Genomic DNA, 16654 nt, shown 5'->3' on the forward strand with positions numbered 1-16654 from the left:
GCGCGGGCTGCGTATGCGGTACGGCGACAGAGACGTTCTGCGCGGGGTCGACCTCGAAATCCGGCGCGGCGAGGTGCTGGCGCTGCTCGGCCCGAACGGTGCGGGCAAGAGCACGACTATCGAGATCCTGGAAGGGTTCCGGCGTCGCTCCGAAGGCGACGTCCGCGTGCTCGGACACGACCCCCAGCATGTCGGAGAAGACTGGCGGGCACGGATCGGAATCGTCATGCAGTCATGGCGGGACCATGCACGCTGGCGCGTACGGGAGTTACTCGACCACTTCGCCCGCTATTACCCCAACGCGCGGACTACCGACGAACTGCTGACGGCCGTCGGCCTGACCGACCAGGCCGCGCAGGAGTGCCACCGACTGTCCGGCGGGCAACGGCGACGCCTCGACGTCGCCCTGGGCATCATCGGCCGGCCTGAGCTTCTCTTCCTGGACGAACCGACCACTGGGTTCGATCCCGAGTCACGATTCGCCTTCCACGAGCTCATTGAGCGCCTTCGCGCCACGGACAACACGACCATCCTGCTGACCACACACGACCTGGCGGAGGCCGAGCGCCTGTCCGACTCCATCGCCGTGCTCATCAACGGAAGCCTCATCACGTGCGGGCCGACGGACCGGCTGGTCCGCGAGGTCGGAGCCGAGGCCGAAGTGCGCTGGGTGGAAGGAGGCGCCGTCCAGCGCCAGTTCACGTCCGACCCCTCGAGGCTGGTCCGGGAGCTGCACTGCCGGATCGACGGCCCTGTCGACGGACTGGAGATCCGCCGGCCCACTCTGGAAGACACCTATTTGCGGCTGCTGCGTCAGGAGCAAGTGTCATGAACCGACGTCACATCGCGGCAGGACTGCACTGCGCCACATCGGACGCGACCGCCGCGCTCAGGCCGGGCTCCTCGTGAACCCGCTCATGTTCCTCCTTGTGGCGTCCGGGCGTGACGGCGACATCCCCGGTAGCCACGTACCCGCCGCCAACCAGGTCATCAGCGGCGGCATCGCCTCCGTCATCTTCCTGGCAGCACTGACCTGGCTGCCTCAGCAACTGGCCAATGACAGGGAAGACGGAACCCTGCTGCGGCTCCGCGGCACGCCGGGAGGGATACCCGCGTACCTGATGTCCAAGGTCGTGGCGCTCACCGGTTCGGCGCTCATCACCGTCGCGGTCCTGCTTATCAGCGGCACTCTGCTGACCAACGCCACGTTGCCCACCGACGCCAGCCGATGGATAACTCTGCTGTGGGTGCTGCTCCTCGGACTCGCCGCGCTTGCCCCGCTCGGAGCCGCCCTCGGAGCAGTTCTTCCCAGTTCACGCGAAGCGGTCGCACTGCTATCCCTTCCGGTCTTCGGGCTCATTTTCATCTCGGGTGTCTTCTACCCGATGAACCAGATGCCTCGATGGCTTCAGACATCCGGGGATGTTTTCCCCCTCCACGATTTGTAGAGCGCGTGGACCTTTCCGTCGCCAGCGGCCGGGTTGACCATGAGCGTGACGTACGGCTCGTCGCGGGTGGCGAGGAGTGCGTCATGGATGCGGCGGGCGGTGCCGGTCTTCCGCCAGGCCGGCCGGACGCCGATCTCCTTCAGGGCCACGGCCGGACGCTCGGTGTACTTCTCCGCCGGCGTCGGGCTGGTGCGCTGCCAGTAGCGGTCGCCGTGCTCGATGGTGTTGCCGTAGGCGTAGCCGACCGGGTGTCCGTCTGCGTACGCGAGGACGGCCGTGAATCCCGGCTCGGCGCTGTGGCGGTCAAGGCGCTCGCCGAACGCGGTGACCGCGTAGTTCGGCAGGTGGAGGAGCGGGGCGCGTACCTCGGCGTACACGTCGAGGAGGTCGCCGCGGGCGGTGTCGAGGGTGGTGAAGGTGCGCGTTCGATGGCGGGCGCCGTGGTCATGCGGCCATCCTCCAGGTGGCGGTGTGCTCGGTCCAGGTCTGCGCGCTGGAGCTGCCCGGTGCGGTGGCGCGCAGTGCAGCCCCGAACTCCTGCAGCATGCGCGTGACCCGGGCGTGCTGGGTGGCCGCTTCGGCGGGGACCTTCATCGCGGTGGCCGTGGCGGCGTCGGGGGCGCCTTGTGCGAGCTGGGCGTGTGCGAGCCGGGTGGTGGCGATGGCCCGGGACCGGATCATGTGGGGCCGGAGGGCGGACAGGCAGCGGTGGGCGTGGTACTCGGCGGTCGAGTAGTCGCCGAGCGCCAAGTTTGCGGAGAGGGCCAGGGAGTCCAGTTCGGCCTGGTCGTAGAAGGCGAGCATCCACACCGGCCGGTAGTCGGCGGGGTCGGCGCGCAGCATGGCGTCCTGGGCCTGTTCGAAGGCGCGGCGGGTGCTGGTGCGGTCCTGAGCGACCCCGTGGATGGCGCCCTGGCGGGCCAAGCCGAGGGAGGCGAACAGGGGGTCGCGGCGGGTGAGGTGCAGGTTGCGGGCGACGTCGTTGGCTGCGAGTGCGTCGGCGGGTCGGCCCATGTGGCGGTACATGGTTCCCGCGTGGCTCCAGATGCGGAACTTGATCGCCTGGTCGCCGGACAAGCCCACCGAGGCCCTCGCCGAGGAACGCGGGCGGCTGCACCCGCTGCCGAAGGAGCCGTTCGCGGTCGCATTCGGCACCACCCGGCGGGTGAACTGGGACGCCACCATCTCCGTCGACGGGGTGCGGTATTCGGTCCCGCACCAACTGGTCGACACCCGGGTCTGGGCCCGGTTCAACGGCGACGAGCTGATCGTCACGGCCGTCGCGGACGACGGGCCGGCCGAGGTCGCCCGGCACGACCGCTCGACTCCCGGCAGCCCGCAGATCAAGGACGAGCACTACCCGCCCCGGCAGAACAAGGACGGCGACCGGACGCCGAAGGCCAACTCGGCCGAGGAGGCTGCCTTCCTCGCACTCGGTCCCGGTGCGGCGTCCTGGCTGATCGAGGCCGGGGCCGCCGGAGCCCGCCGCATCAAGCCGAAGATGGCCGAGGCCGTCGCGCTGGCCAAGCTGCACTCCGCCGCCGACGTCGACCGGGCTTTGGGTTCCGCGGCGATCGCCGGACGGTTCGCGGAGAACGACCTGATCCGCATCCTCACCTACCAAGTCGGCCTGGAAACAGTCGAACCCACGCGACCTTCCGAGAACCACAGCCTGCAGCCGGGCACCTCCGCCTGGTCCAACTTCGGCGTCGCCGATGAGAAGGAAGAGCACTGATGGCCACCCCGATCCGCACCGTCACCGGCACCCACGGCGATCCCCTCGCCGAGGCCATCGAGCTCACCCGCAGGCTGAAACTCCCGCACATCCGGCGGGCATTGACCGACCTCATCCCGACCGCGAAGGCCCAACGGTGGGACCCCGCCGAGGTCGTCCGCGTCCTTCTGTCCGAGGAGGCCGCCGGCCGGGACGCCGCGAATCTCCGCACCCGCCGCAAGCGGGCCGGTTTCCCGGCGGGCAAGACCTTCGGCGACTGGGACGAGACCGCCTCCTCCATTCCGCGGCCGACCCAGGACTCGCTGAAGATGCTGGAGTGGGTCACCCGCAAGGAGAACCTCTGCATCTGCGGACCTCCGGGACCGGGAAGTCGCACTTCACCGAGGCCCTCGGCCAGGCCGCCATCGAGGCCGGCATGACGGTCGCCTGGTTCACCATCGAAGACCTCGGAGCCCTCGTCCGCCGCCACCGGGCTGACGACTCGCTGGCCAGAGCGATGGCCCGGCTGATCCGGACCGACCTGATCATCGTCGACGACATCGGACTGCTGCCGGTGTCACCCGACGCCGCCGAAGGCTTCTACCGCCTCGTCGATGCCGCCTATGAACGACGGGCACTGGCCGTCTCAAGCAACCTCCACCCGTCCGACTTCGACGAGATCATGCCCAAGACGCTGGCCACCGCGACCGTCGACCGGCTCCTGCACCACGCTCACGTCGTGGTCACCCAGGGTGACTCGTTCCGCCTCAACCAGGCCACCAGCGGTCAGGGGGTGATCCCTCTGCGCTGAGCCACCTACCAACAGCGGCGAGATATCTGGCCGCGGTTGGGGAAGAACTGCTGGCCGCCAGTGGGGAGAATTACTGGCCGCCTCCGGGGAGAACTGAGTGGCCGTTGACAGCCAATGGCACTCGTCCTCACGTGCTGCCAGCCCCACACCTTCAGCGCTTCCGCCAGTCTTTGTGGGGCTCGATGAGGGTGCTGCCTCCTGCCCACTTCATCCTGCACACTGGGCAAATCACGTACCAATCGTCACCTGGCGCACTTTCGTCCATGTATCCGTCCTGTCCCGTGCCAGGGCAGTCTTCGGTGATTTCTTCCTGACGCATTGCTTCCCCTCAGTGCCTGGTTGATCAGGCTGCGCCTACGGCGGCGACAGCGGTAGAGCGGATGCAGGCTAGCGCAGCCCACTGACATTAGAGGGGCACCCGAAGAATCGTTGGTAGCGATACTTCGACGTCCAGAGCAAGATGGTCTCCGCAGAGTCGTCAAGGATCGCCTTGCGTCGTGACGGTCACCCAGCTCGACAGTCGGGCACTTTGCAGGACTCCAGTTGGCGGGCGGACGGGTTGTGGGCTCGCCAGACGGCTTCCAGATCCAACGTGTCACGCGCGGTGCGCATGCGGGTGAAGGCGTTGTCTGAAAAACGCTTCAGGCGTTGGGAGCTGAAGACGAACTCGTGGCAGCACGCGGGATCAGCATCGATGCCCAGGTGTCGCCGCAACGCGAGGCACTTCGGCTGGGTCAAGTCAAGGGCCTCGGCGAGCTCGGCCGCCGAGCGGTGGTACTTGGCCTGGAGATCCACCTCTCGGATCGCGGCCGCCGGCACGGATTCATCAGCTGCATAGCGCACTGGCGGAGCCGCCTGGTTCTTGACGAAGCGCACCTTGATCAGCAGTCCCTCACCGTCCGTGGCAGTGGCCAGCTCCTCCAAGCGAGGGAAGACTTCCGAGCGCGCCGCTCCACCGCGTATGCCGGTCTGAACGCGATCGACGTCCTTACTCGATACGCGGGTCTCTGGCCCGGTGTGGGCCTCCATCGCCAACAAGGTTCGAATCCTGGCTCGCGCCTCGTGCGTTGCGCGTCGGCCCGGCTTGAGTAGGGCTGCGATCTGTGTGTATTCCTCGTCCAGGAGGAGCGCAAGGTCACGGGGTGGGTCAACCGACACCGGCAGTACGCGGTCGGGCAGGTGGTCAGCGAGCGACTCCTTGAATACGCCCCTGAGCAGGTCGTCGAAGAGTGTCACGGCGGCTCGGGCATGTACGTACAGCAGTTGCTCGGAAACCTGGTTGAACCAGTGCTGCTCGTCATCACGCATGGCGTCGATGGCTCTGAGCGTTCCTGCGTCAGGCTCGCTGAGCTTGATGTCCGGGTGTTCGGCAGCCTTGCGTACGCATGTCTCAAATCCGAGTGACCGGCCCAGGGCCGGGTCGAAGACGCTAATGCCCTTCTGGACGAGCGCGGCTTTCAGAAGCATCTCGAAGGAGTGCTGAAGGTGCAGAAGTACCTTCGTTTCTCGCCCTCGGTCGTGCGGCGAGTTGAATGCCTCGGCCGCCGCAACCATCGAAGAAACGGCCTTCTCCTTGAGGACACGGGCTTCTTGCCTCAGTCTCACTCGCAGCCCTCACGTTCCGGACGCACCAGACAATCGATGTCCAGGGTAGAGGTTTCTTGTTATTACGGGCTGGTAGATGTTACGACGAGCACCAGCCCCCTCGATCGAGACCTGGCCCCGCTTCGCTGTCACCCCACGGGGGCAGGGCCGATGCCTCGGCTCTCCGCGGTCGCCGCAGCAAGCGGACGAAGAGGGACTGTCAGCGCCGCCTGGTATCTGCTGTCATATCAGATAGGCCGCGACTACGCCGGATCGCTAGGAGAAGCGATTCATGCCCTTCACCGCATTACACCCCGATGCCGGACGACTCGACGCCACCCAGATCGATCTTGGGTGCGCGATGGACTGAACCCAGATCCACAAGTCGCGTCCCCGCACCCCGCTCACCTGCCCGGAATGCTCCTGGGGCGTCCATGCCAAGGTCTCCCGACACGGAGTGCGATTCTTCTGCCATGACCCGGGACGGCCGCCATCATGCGAGCTGTCGAACGAGTCGTGGGAACACCACATGCTCAAGTTGGAGTTGGCAGGCGCGATCCGTGCGGCCGGGTGGTATGCCGAGTTGGAGGTCCCGGCCAAGGACGGCTCATGGCGGGCGGATGTCATGGCGTCCTCGGCAGACGGCACGCAGCGCATGGCCTGGGAGGCGCAGCTGTCCCCGATAACGGTGGAGGACATCCGGGCCCGCACCGGCCGCTATCGGGCCGAGAAGATCGCGGTGTGCTGGGTCAGCCCGCATAAGAAGCCGCCGCAGTGGATGGGCGCGGTGCCGGGCGTACGGGTGAGGGCCCCAGAGGCCGAGGGTGTCTGGGTGGTGGACGACGGGGTCGCCGGATTCGACTACACCGCCGGCGGTTGGACTTTTCGAGAGGAGGAGCTGCAGAGATTCGTCCGGTGGGTATTGCACGGGCAGCTCTCGCCCTGCCGAAGTCTGCCGCGCTACCGACGGGTTACCCGTGTGGTCGACGATAGGCGCTGGGTGTACCTGCGGGACTCATGGTGGACCTCTCGGCAGTCGGCGCGCGCCCAGACCGAACATGAGGAGATGCGCCAGCGCCAGGAGAAGGCGAAGCAAGCGCGCGAAGCGCGCAAGAAGCAGCAGGAGGCGGAGGCCGAGCGACGCCGCAAAGAGTTGGAGGAAGCGGATCGGATCCGCCGCGCCGAGGAGGCCGCACTCCGGCGGAAGGAACAGGAGGAGCGCAACCGCGTCCTCATCGAACGGATGCTCCAGGAGCGGGCCGAGGAGGTAGCACTCCGCGCCCGCGAACAGGCCGAGAAGGAGGAGAAGGAGCGGCAGGCCCTGGAAACAGCGAGGTCATGGTGGGGCCGGCTGTCTCGACAGCAGGCTGAGGAGTTGTTCGCAGCCGTCGCCGAACTGGCCTGGCGGGAGGAACAGTTGCGAGTGGAGATCCCAGAGAACCCGAGTATGGCGGCGCACTTCGCCTACGGCGTGCCGGTGTACTCCCGTGGGCGCTACCACGCGCTGTACGGCATCGTGCGCCCGTGTCCCAACCTCGTGCCGCTCTCACCGCAGCTGTCCTACCACCGAGCTTTCGTCCGCAACGCCCAGGAGGTGCAGGAGTTCGGTGAGACGCTCGCCGGCCGCATCACGCACCTCGGCCTGCCGGATCATGAGCAGCTGACCATGTACTGAGATCGAGGTCCACGTCGCCTCACCTGGCAACCCGAACCAGCCATGGCCGACTCACGCCCCCTCGCGGTGCCCTGGCATGCTCAAACTGGCCAGGCGGGGTCTGCTCCGGCTCACGTCAGCGTCACGCGTGCTGGACGATGGCGTCTCGTAGGCGGGTGAGCCACCGATGCAAGGAGATGCCGTCCGGCGGTTCGAGGTCCAGGCCGAGGATGCCGGTCGCTTCCTCCAGGTCGTCGTCGGACGGCGTCAGCACCAGCAGCTCGTCGATCTCGGCGGCGGCTTGCAGGGTGTATTCGCGTGGTTCGCCGGACAGGTAGTCATCCACCGCTTCCTCGCGTGACTGGTACTCCAGGTCGAAATCCTGGTGAAAGTACGCTCCCAGTAGGTGCGCGAGGGCGGGGAAACGCTCACGCCATTCCCAGGAGGTCTGCGGCCGGACAGCGGGATCGGGGGCCAGCGGTGCAGCGAGGAAGCCCTTCAAGTGATGCCGGATGACCCGCAGGCAGTCCTCGACGCTCGCGCCTTGGGGCGGTTCGATGTGCGGCAGGAGGTCGACGTCGTCAGCGATCTCGTCGCTGAAGAGACCGACTTCGAGCAGGTCATCGATCTCGCGCACCGCAGATACCACACGGTCGGGAGTGCGTGCTGCTGTGCGGATGTACGAGGCCAGAGCGCGGCCCGGGGACTCCACCGTGTCGTCGAATACCTCGCCGGTCCATTCGTAGGCGGTGAGGAGGCGGCTCAGCTCCGGGAAGCGGTCGCCTGAGGGCGTGGTCATGTGTACCTAGCTGGTTCTAGTCGGAGGGGTAGGACGTGAGGACTCGGTAGCCCATAGGCGCAGTCGGGTCGCGCTTCAGGATTACCGTGGCTCCCTTGACCCAGTCTGGCGGGAGGCCGTTGCGGAAGTTGTGCCGGCTCAGACTCAGGCCGGTGTGTTCGCCCAGGTCGGCCACTTTGAAGGACTCCTTGAGCGACTGCCTCGGACTGTTCAGCCATTCGTCGATCTGCTTCTGGCGTTTCAGCACCACGGCCTCGGTGAATCTCTGCGCAGACTCCTCGTTGATGTATCGGGAAACCGTCTTGCGCTTGGGCTCAGCGCGTAGCCGGGCTCGCAGGTCGCGGGTGTCCACGCGAACGTGCTTTTCCAGTGTGTGGGAGTGCGACTTGGGGGTCCCCTTGCCTTCGTCCCCGGCCAGGTCCGCTCCATACTTCGGCTTGACCGCCCCCCTTCGCTTGCTGCGCGGCCAGGCATTGCGTTCCCCGTCGCCCTTGATCAGCAGGCCGAGGTCGTCCAGGGAGGTGCCCACGCCACCGGGCATGGCCAGCTCGGGGCCGACAGACGGTACACGGACGCCGCCCAGCAGCTCGGTCCAGCCGCCTGCACTGCCTGCGGCGCGAACGGCTGATCCCGCCCCTCCGAAGGCGCCGCCCAGGAGCGCGCCGTATACCCCGGCCTGGTGGGCTTCGTCGAGGTTGATGCCGCCCTTCTGCTCGCCCAGGGCGATGGCTGTGGGCTGGGCGACGGCCAGGTCCACCGTGACGGACTCCACGCCACCGAACGCGGCGGTGACCAGGGTGGTGCCGGCGATGGCGGCGATCTCCTCGGTCACCGCCACCCCCAGCGAGGCCGCGAGCTCGGTGACAGTGACCGCCGCGGCAGCTGCTGCGCCCTCGGAGAGGCCGGCGGTGAACACGGCCAGGGCGGTGCCCGCGACGAGCGTCGCGCCGACGATCTCCAGCTCGTGTTCGAGGTGCTTCTTCGCGCCGTGCGCCGCGTCCGCGTACGCGTCCAGTGCCTTGGCCATGTCCCGGGCTGCGTCCGGCAGGTCCTTCAGCCAGCCCCGGCCGTGGTCGTAGTAGCGGCGCCAGAACGTGTCGAAGGCGTCGATCGACTCGCCCTTGTTGTCCTCGATCAACGCGCCGGCGGCCTTGTTCGCCACGGCCTGGATGTCCTCGACGTCTTCGGCGAAGGCCCGCCAAGCCCGGGCGGCCTCCCGCAGTCCGTCCTCGTCGGCGTCCGGCCACCACATGCCCGTCAGGTCCTGGACGACCTTGCGGGCCTTGTCCGCGACACTCACTTGCCGTCACCCGTGCCGTTGTGCCCGAACATGCCGCGGACGAGCTCTTCGTTGTCGATGTGCTTGTCGGCCATGTCGGCCAGGCCCGCGTGGATGCTGGCCAGGCCCTCGACGAGGATCTGCGCGGCGTGCTCGATCTGCTTGACGTGCGGGCCGTACGCGGCGTGGAACTTCGCGCCCTGCTCGTCGCCGCCCCACGGGGCGCCCGCGGCGGCCAGGCCGTGCTTCAGCTTGGTCAGTGCGTGTGCGAGGGCAACGCTTTCGCGGTGGAAGGCGGGCGCCACCGTCTTGATGTCGTCGACCTTGATGTCGAGTATCTCGTCCTTGCCGCCCATGACTTCGCAGTTCCCCCTCGGTCGACCGCACGGGCATTCGACCCTAGCTGCCGGTCGACGGTTCACGACTGTGAGTTACGCAAAGCCGAGGCAAAGATCCGTTCGGTGGCCGTGAGTTCTCTCACTGGCCATTCTTCGACTCCACGCTGTCGCAGATAGCGATCAGTTCATGTGCCACGGATGGGCCTTTCCCTGCGGCTGCACGGAGCGTCGGCCGCAGGCGAGGCCCACGCCGATGACGGAGCCCGTACGCGAGCGCCGTGGCGACCGAAGGGGTCACGCCCGGCGACTCGTCCGTCTGCACGGTCGACCTCCACGGTGCCAGCGCCCGGATGCCACACAGGTGCGGGCGCGGAAGACCAGTCGGGCGGTCCCGGACGTAGAGCCTGGAGCGCCTCCACTCCCATCCCGTGGTTCACGCCGTTGCAGACGCAGTCGCACGGCGTTTCAGGTGTGGCCAAGGCGCAGCTCGGCGAGCCGCAGGCAGCTGCATCGCCGTCGCCTGGGTGCTGTCGGCACAGGGGGGACCAGCACGGAGTGTGCAGGTACCAGTCGAGGAAGCCGACCGCACCAGTCAGCTCGCGATCGAGGACCGCCAGCATGACGGGAATGACGTCTTCCAGCATGGTGACGGTGCTCCAGTAGGACACCGGCGGCGCGTTGTCGACGACCCACTTTCGGTAGCCCGAGGCGAAGGTACGGGCCGTCGCGTGGTGACTTATGGCGCAGAGATCCCTACTCAGTCCCAAGGGGCGGAAGTCGCCGATCGCCAATGAGTCGTCGGAGAGATGAGCCCACCGACTGCCGGTAGGGCGGCACTCGAAACTGCCGCCGCGTATCTCCTCCCACTCACCAATCATGCCGATGAGGACGGTCTCCGTCTTGCGGCCGTCCGCGAGCCGTTTCTGGTCTGCAGGTGCCCTGGCCAGGGTGCGGTTGATTGCGTCTTCGGCTGCATGGGCGTTCTGCGAGCTCGAACTTGCCTTTCGGCGCGGCGAAGCCAAGCGGCACCTCTCACGACGGCATAGACGATGGTGGGCAACCGAGGCCATTGTTTCCCTGCCCACCGCTGGGAAACCAAGAGCTGACGCGAAGGCTCGGATCGTTTCCCGCAGTGCCCGGGGAGTAAGGGCCAAATTAGGGTTGCGGGATATGCGGCCCCTCGTCCTCTTTGACCTCGACAACACCCTCGTGGACCGACGGGGGACGCTCGCCGACTGGGCTGCCGAGTTCGCTCCCCGGCACGGTCTGGACGAGGGTAGGCAGGCGCATGTCCTAGCCATGGTGGCTGAGCGGGCCCATCCGCCCACTCTTGACGCGATCCGAACTCTGTACCGGCTGCCTATGTCGACGGCAGAGTTGTGACGTGCTTACTGTGCCGAAAATCGCGGCCATGGTGTCGTGCCTGGGCGCAAGAGGACTTTCGGATGCGTGCTGGGGCACAGCCTGTTACCCGGGTAACAGCTGCCTACACCAACGACCTTCGCACCGCTTCTACCAGCGAAGCCGCACGAGTATCGTCGGCACCCCCGATGATGTTGTTCATCACGTAGCCGAAGGCAACGCCGTGCTCGCGATCGGCGAAGCCGAGCGAGCCGCCTCGTCCGGTGTGGCCGAAAGAGAGTGGCCCGGTCATTGGGTTGGTTTCGGTGGGCAGCATGTATCCGGAGCTGAATCGGCTCGGGATCAGCATCACCTGGTCCTTCCCGCCGGCCTGCTCCTTCGTCGCCGACTCCAGGGTTTCCGGAGCAAGCAGGCGCACACTGTCCACCTCGCCGATCAGCGCGGCGTACATGCGCGCCAGTGCGCGTGCGGTGGCGATGCCGTTGGAGGCCGGGAGTTCAGCAGCCTGTACCTCAGGCGAGTCGAAGTCGATCTCCGCTGGGTCGGTGACCGCGTAAGCCCTGTTGCTGAATGAGTTCGGGTCGCGCCAGGCGGCGACCAGTTCGCGGAGTTCTTCGGGGACCGACGCGGTGGGTACGGTGGTGAGGTCGACAGCCGGTCGCTGGTACACCATCCGGCTAACCCGGTCGCGTTGATCCGCCGGCAGTCCGATGAAGAAGTCGAGCCCAAGTGGGGCGGCAATCTCGTCGGCGAAGAAGCCGCCCGGTGTCTGGCCGGACACCCTGCGGATCACCTCGCCGACGAGCCAGCCCCAGGTCCGACCGTGATATCCGTGCGCCGTGCCCGGTGTCCACAGAGGGCGCTGGTCGGCCAGTGCGGCCGCCATCGGATGCCAGGCCAACGCTTCATTCAGCGGTACCGGTTGGTCGAGTGCGATCAAGCCGGCCTGGTGGGATAGGAGCCAGCGCACCGGGATGTCCGCCTTGCCGTTCGCGGCGAACTCCGGCCAGTACTTTGCCACCGGCGCGTCCAGGTCCAGTGCACCGCGCTCGGCCAGCATGTGTGCCGCGGTCGCGGTCGCCCCCTTGGTAGCCGAGTAGACGAGTTGCAGCGTGTCCCGTGTCCACGGACGACCGCTTTCGGGATCAGCGATGCCACCCCATAGGTCCACCACCGGTCGGCCGTACTGGTACACGCACACTGCCGCGCCAATGTCCCCGTGCTCACGGAAGTTCGCTGCGAACGCCTCACGCACCGCTTCGAACCCAGCCGCGACCTCACCGTCGATCGTCGTCATGCCGTCCATCCTGGCATTGTGACCGCTTGCTCCGAGGCGGCGGGCTCACCGTCGGAATCGCAGCTGGTGGCTGTCAGGCTGCGACGGGCAGCGCCTGCAGGCGCTCGCGGAATGCACGGACAGCGGGAACGGATTTGCGCGGTTCGAGCCGCGCCGAGAACTCCTTCAGGCGGTCCACCGCCCGTACGGAGCTGACTCTGCTCTCCAGGAGCTCAGTGCCGTAGTTCGCGGCGTCCAGTGCCCCGTCCAGGTCGCCGCCGGCGAGCCGGGCCTCGGCCAGGCGGCTGGAGCGTACGGCCTTGTCCCGAGGAGCCGCGCTCTTCACGGAGGTCTCCAGGGAACCTGTCGCGCGCTCCACTTGCCCGGACCGCAGCAGGACCTTGCCCTCGGTCGACTTCAGCTGGGCCTCGCCGAACCAGTTGAGCCAGTCCGGGTTTTCTTCCACCGTCTGGCGCTCCCAGAGGGACACGGCACGGTTGAGCGCTGTTCCGGCTTTCCGGTGGTCACCGTCGCGGGACAGAGCCTCAGCCTTGTGCAGGTAGAGGAAGGACTGGGTGTACGGCGACAGCGTTCGAGGGGCGTTGTCGATGGCCGTCGAGATGAGGGCGACGCGCTCGGCGGTCCGTCCGGCTTCGGAGACATGAACGCCCATCTCCGCAAGGATGAAGGCGCCGAACCCGTCGTCTCCAGCGGTACGAGCACTTCGCAGGGCCCCGACGTAGTAGCGCTGGCCGGCGGACCGCAGCCCTGCGTCGTAGGCCATCCAGCCAGTCAGGTGCGACACCCGGGCTGCCAGTCCGTAGAGGCGGATTCGGACGCTCTCGGTGTACCTGCCGGTGCTGAGGAGGCGAGTGACGAGGGCGAGATCACCGCGTGCCTGCTCCAACAGCGTGGCGCCGCCGAGTTGGTCGTCGAGGGTGCGCAGCGTGCTGATGCGCTGCTCGATCGTCGAGACCATCGTGTCCGTGACTTGGTCCCCGTCCAGGGCCGAGGCGAAGGCGGACGGCGCATCCACCCAGCTCGCCGCGAGGCCGGTCAGAGCGGCGCCGGTGATGGTGAGAAAGCCCCGGCGATCCATGCGGCCACTCCCGACGAGTTCGGACAACGCCTCAACGGTACCGGCCTCGGTCCACGGGGCGGTCAGACCCGTGACCTCCCAGACCGGAAGCCATCGGGGCCAACCTTCCTTCCGCGCCTGCTCGTACGGGACGCGCAGCAGGTCGGCGAGTACGCGCTGGGCGTCCGCGTCCGGCTCCTGCCCCTGCTCCCACTTCCATACGGTGGTCCGGTTGGTCGCGAGCGCGATTCCGAGCAACCGCCCGTGCGCCTGCATGAGCCGGGCGAACTCGGCCTTCCCCCATCCGCGCGTCTGGCGGAGGAAGCTCAGCGGGTGGACCGCCAACGGCTCACCAGACATGTCATCACTCCCGTCATCCCTCACGGCGTAGTGGGGAGGCTACTTCGCGTGGCCGCGTACGGGGAGGGCGTCCCCAGGAGGAACCCCCTAGAAACGTTCCGCCTTGCTGGCTGGGGCCGTTGACTGAGTATCAGCCGTCCACGGAGCCCGCGCAGGGCGTCCGCTCCCGGAACGGTTTCTCAGATCGGCGGCTCCGCCCCTGCCCCCCGTCGGGGACGGAGCCGCTCTCTAACCCCTCGGAGGCGTCAGCCATGCCCACGCTCGTCCATCGATTCGTCCTAGCGGGTAGGCAAGAGGATGTGCCCTTCGCCCGGCGCCAGGTCATCGATCAGGTGCGTACCTGGGGCGTGCCGGTGGACGACGAGACCGCTGATGCCATCCGCCTGGTCGCTTCCGAGCTCATCACCAACGCGGTGGTCCACGGCGAGGGGCCCGTCACGGTCACGCTGTACCACCGAGCTGGGTCCCTGGTGATCGACGTCCTTGACTGCAACTCAGCGGCCCCACAGATGAGTTGTCCTCAGGACGACGACGAGAGCGGAAGGGGGCTGGCGCTGGTCGATCTTCTCGCTTCACGTTGTGCCTGGGCACCATCCGAATACGGGAAGCACGTATGGGCGGAGATCGCGTTGCCCATGACGGCACCCGCCATCCGAGCCGCCGTTCTGCGTAGATTCTTCGCGCGTCGGCCGAAGCACGGGGTCGTCGTGGAGCCCGAGACGCTCACCCTGGTGGTCGCGTGATGGGACGGCATGCGCTTCGACCGACTCCGCTGCCCGATCCCGATGTGGTCTTCCGTCCCGCCCGCCGTGACCTCGACCCCATCACCCGGGAGCCCACCGAGTACGCCCTCTGGGACCGCCACAACTGGCAGGACCGAGGCGAGTGCTGGCTGTGGTGCGGACGGGACGACGTCGAGGTCACCTGGATCGGGCCCGTCCAGTCGAGTGGCATGCACGCGGCCTTCTACGTCTGCCGCGCGTGTCTGTACGAACTGGATCAGCGCGTTCTGGAGACCAACATGCGCTAGGACGCCGGCGTCCTGGCGATCAATCACGGAACTGCCCGGTCGTCGGTTTAGGACCGCGGTTCTTCACGACCCCCAATGACCGCCGCCCCACAGCTACCCCCTTCTCCCCATGGCCGTGGGGCGGCCACTGATCTCCCGTCGGAGCCCTGGCGGGAGAACCGAAGAGGAAGGAGCACGAGGTGGCAGAACCCATGGCACCGCCTCCGGCCCGGAGCGGCCTCCTGGTGGCGGTGGAAGAGCTGACCGCCGTCCACGACCGGTACGACAGCCTCCGGTCGGACAACCAGGGAAGTTCCGGCGACGCGCCGTGGCCGGGTGGCGACGGCAACCTGCACGACAGCGAGTAGGCACCAAGCGGTGGGGGCCGGCACGGTCGGCCATGCCGGTCCCCACCGCGTCCGGATCACGTGGTCGAACCCATGGAGGACGCAACGATGGAACATCGATTGATCAACGCCGTCGAGACAGCGCTTGGATGGAGCGGGGCCGAGGAACTGGGCAAGGGCTTCGTACGCGGGAGCATGGACGACCCCGCACTCGTCTCCCGCATCATGACTCCGAACCGCCTGATCGACATCGCGATGCGCAGGAGCCTGAACCGCCCGCAGTTCCGGTGCTTCCAGAAGGGCGAGGAAGTCCATCCGGCCATCTACTACACCGACAGCGTCAGCCCCCGGGGCCAGAGCATCTCCATGGTCAACATGCGCAGCCTGGGCAGGCTTCTGGGGGAGGGCGCGACGGTGATCATGGACCAGGCCAACGTCTTCGATCCGACGATGGAGGTCGCGTGTCGGGCACTCCAGTGGTGGTCCCGCGAGCGAGTCCAGGTCAACGCGTACCTGACCACGAACGACGCCTCCGGATTCCCCCTGCACTGGGACGACCACGATGTCATCATCGTCCAGCTCGCCGGTGAGAAGGAGTGGGAGGTCCGCGCGACCTCCCGCGCGGTCCCGATGTACCGGGACGCCGACCCAAACAGCACACCCAGCGACGAGATCATCTGGTCCGGTTTGATGCGGACCGGTGACGTCATGCACATCCCCCGGGGCCACTGGCACCAGGCGACACGGACCGGCAGCGGCTCCGGCAAGAGCCTGCACGTCACCTTCGGCATCACCAAGCGCACGGGGGCAAGCTGGCTCGCATGGCTGGCCGACTGGTGCCGCGAGTATGAGGTCTTCCGCCACGACCTCGACCGCTGGCAGGAAACTGGCGACGAGGCCCTGGGCGCGGCTGCTGCCCAGCTCGCCGGTGAACGCTCCCCGGCCGACTTCCTGGCCGCGTACGAGCAGGAGACGACGCTGCCTCGGCACGTGCCCTATCTCGACATACTCGGGCCGCTCGACGTCGTGGTATGCACCACCCACTTCCCTCCCCGCATCCAGGAGAACGGGGACACCGTCGACGTCGTGGCCTCCGGGAAGAAGCTCACACTCGCGGCCAAGGCCCTGCCCGCACTGCGCCTGCTGCTCAGCGGCAGGCCCGTCGAACTGCGGCGTGCCGAGGCCGTCGCCGGAGCCGAGGCGACCGAGGTTGCCGAGATCCTGGTGAAGGAGGAGCTGTGCGCGGTGCTGACCCCCGAGTTGTCCTCGGGCTACACCGATCTCGTCACGAACGCCGTCTCCTGACTGGGGCGTTGGACCTCGGCGTCACCGCACTCGACACCAGCACCAACTATCTCGGCTTCCGCTCGCATCGGATCCTGGCTCGGACAGCCGGCGATCTGCTGCCAAAGTTCACCGTCTCCACCAAGGTCGGCTATTTCCCGGGGCCGGACGGGGCGGAGCACTCCCTGGATCCTGCACGGCTGCACGCTGCCGTGGAACAAGCGGCCCAGGACCTCGGTCGGGAGCCGGACCTGGTGTTCCTACACAACCCGGAACATTCGCTCCGCAAAGCTGCCCCTCATAACCAGAAG

At 67.4% G+C, this 16654-nt stretch carries 14 protein-coding genes and 4 pseudogenes; 10 read left to right on the plus strand and 8 right to left on the minus strand.

The window, feature by feature from the left end; all coding sequences use genetic code 11:
* Positions 1-832 (plus strand): ABC transporter ATP-binding protein (locus AC5WS8_RS37645; RefSeq protein WP_496107993.1); only part of this gene is annotated, 832 nt, incomplete at its 5' end.
* Between the two features lie 73 nt (positions 833-905).
* Entirely contained in the window at positions 906-1448 is a 543-nt protein-coding gene (locus tag AC5WS8_RS37650; protein WP_496107994.1) for an ABC transporter permease, read from the plus strand.
* Here AC5WS8_RS37650 and AC5WS8_RS37655 read toward each other — a convergent pair.
* A pseudogene (locus tag AC5WS8_RS37655) lies at positions 1409-1896 on the minus strand (GNAT family N-acetyltransferase). The gene AC5WS8_RS37650 and the pseudogene AC5WS8_RS37655 sit on opposite strands and share 40 nt — an antisense overlap.
* A pseudogene (locus AC5WS8_RS37660) lies at positions 1893-2528 on the minus strand (NsdA family TPR-like regulatory protein); the annotation flags it as partial. The pseudogenes AC5WS8_RS37660 and AC5WS8_RS37655, both read right to left, overlap by 4 nt.
* Here AC5WS8_RS37660 and AC5WS8_RS37665 point away from each other — a divergent pair.
* Positions 2524-3183 (plus strand): annotated as a pseudogene (locus AC5WS8_RS37665) (Mu transposase domain-containing protein); the annotation flags it as partial. The pseudogenes AC5WS8_RS37660 and AC5WS8_RS37665 overlap by 5 nt on opposite strands.
* Positions 3183-3973: pseudogene (istB, locus tag AC5WS8_RS37670) on the plus strand (IS21-like element helper ATPase IstB). The pseudogenes AC5WS8_RS37665 and istB, both read left to right, overlap by 1 nt.
* Before the next feature lie 504 nt (positions 3974-4477).
* Here the strand turns inward: istB and AC5WS8_RS37675 are convergent.
* Entirely contained in the window at positions 4478-5578 is a 1101-nt protein-coding gene (locus tag AC5WS8_RS37675) for a DUF3644 domain-containing protein (protein WP_496107995.1), read from the minus strand.
* Between the two features lie 436 nt (positions 5579-6014).
* Between AC5WS8_RS37675 and AC5WS8_RS37680 the strand changes: the two genes are divergently transcribed.
* On the plus strand, positions 6015-7232 hold the full coding sequence (locus tag AC5WS8_RS37680) for a competence protein CoiA family protein (protein WP_496107996.1): 1218 nt from the start codon (positions 6015-6017) through the stop codon (positions 7230-7232).
* Positions 7233-7353: 121 nt separating this feature from the next.
* On the opposite strand, the gene AC5WS8_RS37685 is transcribed toward AC5WS8_RS37680, so the two are convergent.
* The 5 genes from AC5WS8_RS37685 to AC5WS8_RS37705 form a co-directional block, all read right to left on the minus strand.
* Positions 7354-8010 carry a contact-dependent growth inhibition system immunity protein gene (locus AC5WS8_RS37685; protein WP_496107997.1) on the minus strand — a complete coding sequence of 219 codons (657 nt, stop codon included), beginning with the start codon at positions 8008-8010 and terminating at the stop codon, positions 7354-7356.
* A gap of 16 nt (positions 8011-8026) precedes the next feature.
* Positions 8027-9310 (minus strand): RNase A-like domain-containing protein, encoded by a 1284-nt coding sequence (locus AC5WS8_RS37690; protein ID WP_496107998.1) that lies wholly within the window; start codon positions 9308-9310, stop codon positions 8027-8029.
* Positions 9307-9645, minus strand: a complete 339-nt coding sequence (locus AC5WS8_RS37695; RefSeq protein ID WP_496107999.1) for a WXG100 family type VII secretion target — start codon at positions 9643-9645, stop codon at positions 9307-9309. The genes AC5WS8_RS37690 and AC5WS8_RS37695 overlap by 4 nt, the downstream gene beginning before the upstream one ends.
* A gap of 1468 nt (positions 9646-11113) precedes the next feature.
* The gene (locus AC5WS8_RS37700; RefSeq protein ID WP_496108005.1) at positions 11114-12286 is read right to left on the minus strand and encodes a serine hydrolase domain-containing protein; all 1173 of its coding nucleotides are present in this window, start codon (positions 12284-12286) and stop codon (positions 11114-11116) included.
* Positions 12287-12359: 73 nt separating this feature from the next.
* Positions 12360-13703, minus strand: a complete 1344-nt coding sequence (locus AC5WS8_RS37705; RefSeq protein ID WP_496108000.1) for an NsdA family TPR-like regulatory protein — start codon at positions 13701-13703, stop codon at positions 12360-12362.
* Positions 13704-14002: 299 nt separating this feature from the next.
* Between AC5WS8_RS37705 and AC5WS8_RS37710 the strand changes: the two genes are divergently transcribed.
* The 5 genes from AC5WS8_RS37710 to AC5WS8_RS37730 form a co-directional block, all read left to right on the plus strand.
* Complete coding sequence (locus AC5WS8_RS37710; RefSeq protein ID WP_496108001.1) at positions 14003-14446, plus strand: ATP-binding protein; 444 nt, start codon at positions 14003-14005, stop codon at positions 14444-14446.
* Positions 14446-14733 carry a hypothetical protein gene (locus tag AC5WS8_RS37715; RefSeq protein ID WP_496108002.1) on the plus strand — a complete coding sequence of 96 codons (288 nt, stop codon included), beginning with the start codon at positions 14446-14448 and terminating at the stop codon, positions 14731-14733. Before AC5WS8_RS37710 ends, AC5WS8_RS37715 begins: the two co-directional genes overlap by 1 nt.
* Positions 14734-14912: 179 nt before the next feature.
* Positions 14913-15080 (plus strand): hypothetical protein, encoded by a 168-nt coding sequence (locus AC5WS8_RS37720; protein ID WP_360413958.1) that lies wholly within the window; start codon positions 14913-14915, stop codon positions 15078-15080.
* Between the two features lie 87 nt (positions 15081-15167).
* Positions 15168-16364 carry a JmjC domain-containing protein gene (locus AC5WS8_RS37725; protein ID WP_496108003.1) on the plus strand — a complete coding sequence of 399 codons (1197 nt, stop codon included), beginning with the start codon at positions 15168-15170 and terminating at the stop codon, positions 16362-16364.
* Positions 16298-16654 (plus strand): aldo/keto reductase (locus tag AC5WS8_RS37730; protein WP_496108004.1); only part of this gene is annotated, 357 nt, incomplete at its 3' end. The genes AC5WS8_RS37725 and AC5WS8_RS37730, both read left to right, overlap by 67 nt.

Source organism: Streptomyces sp. PTL18 (assembly GCF_059510295.1).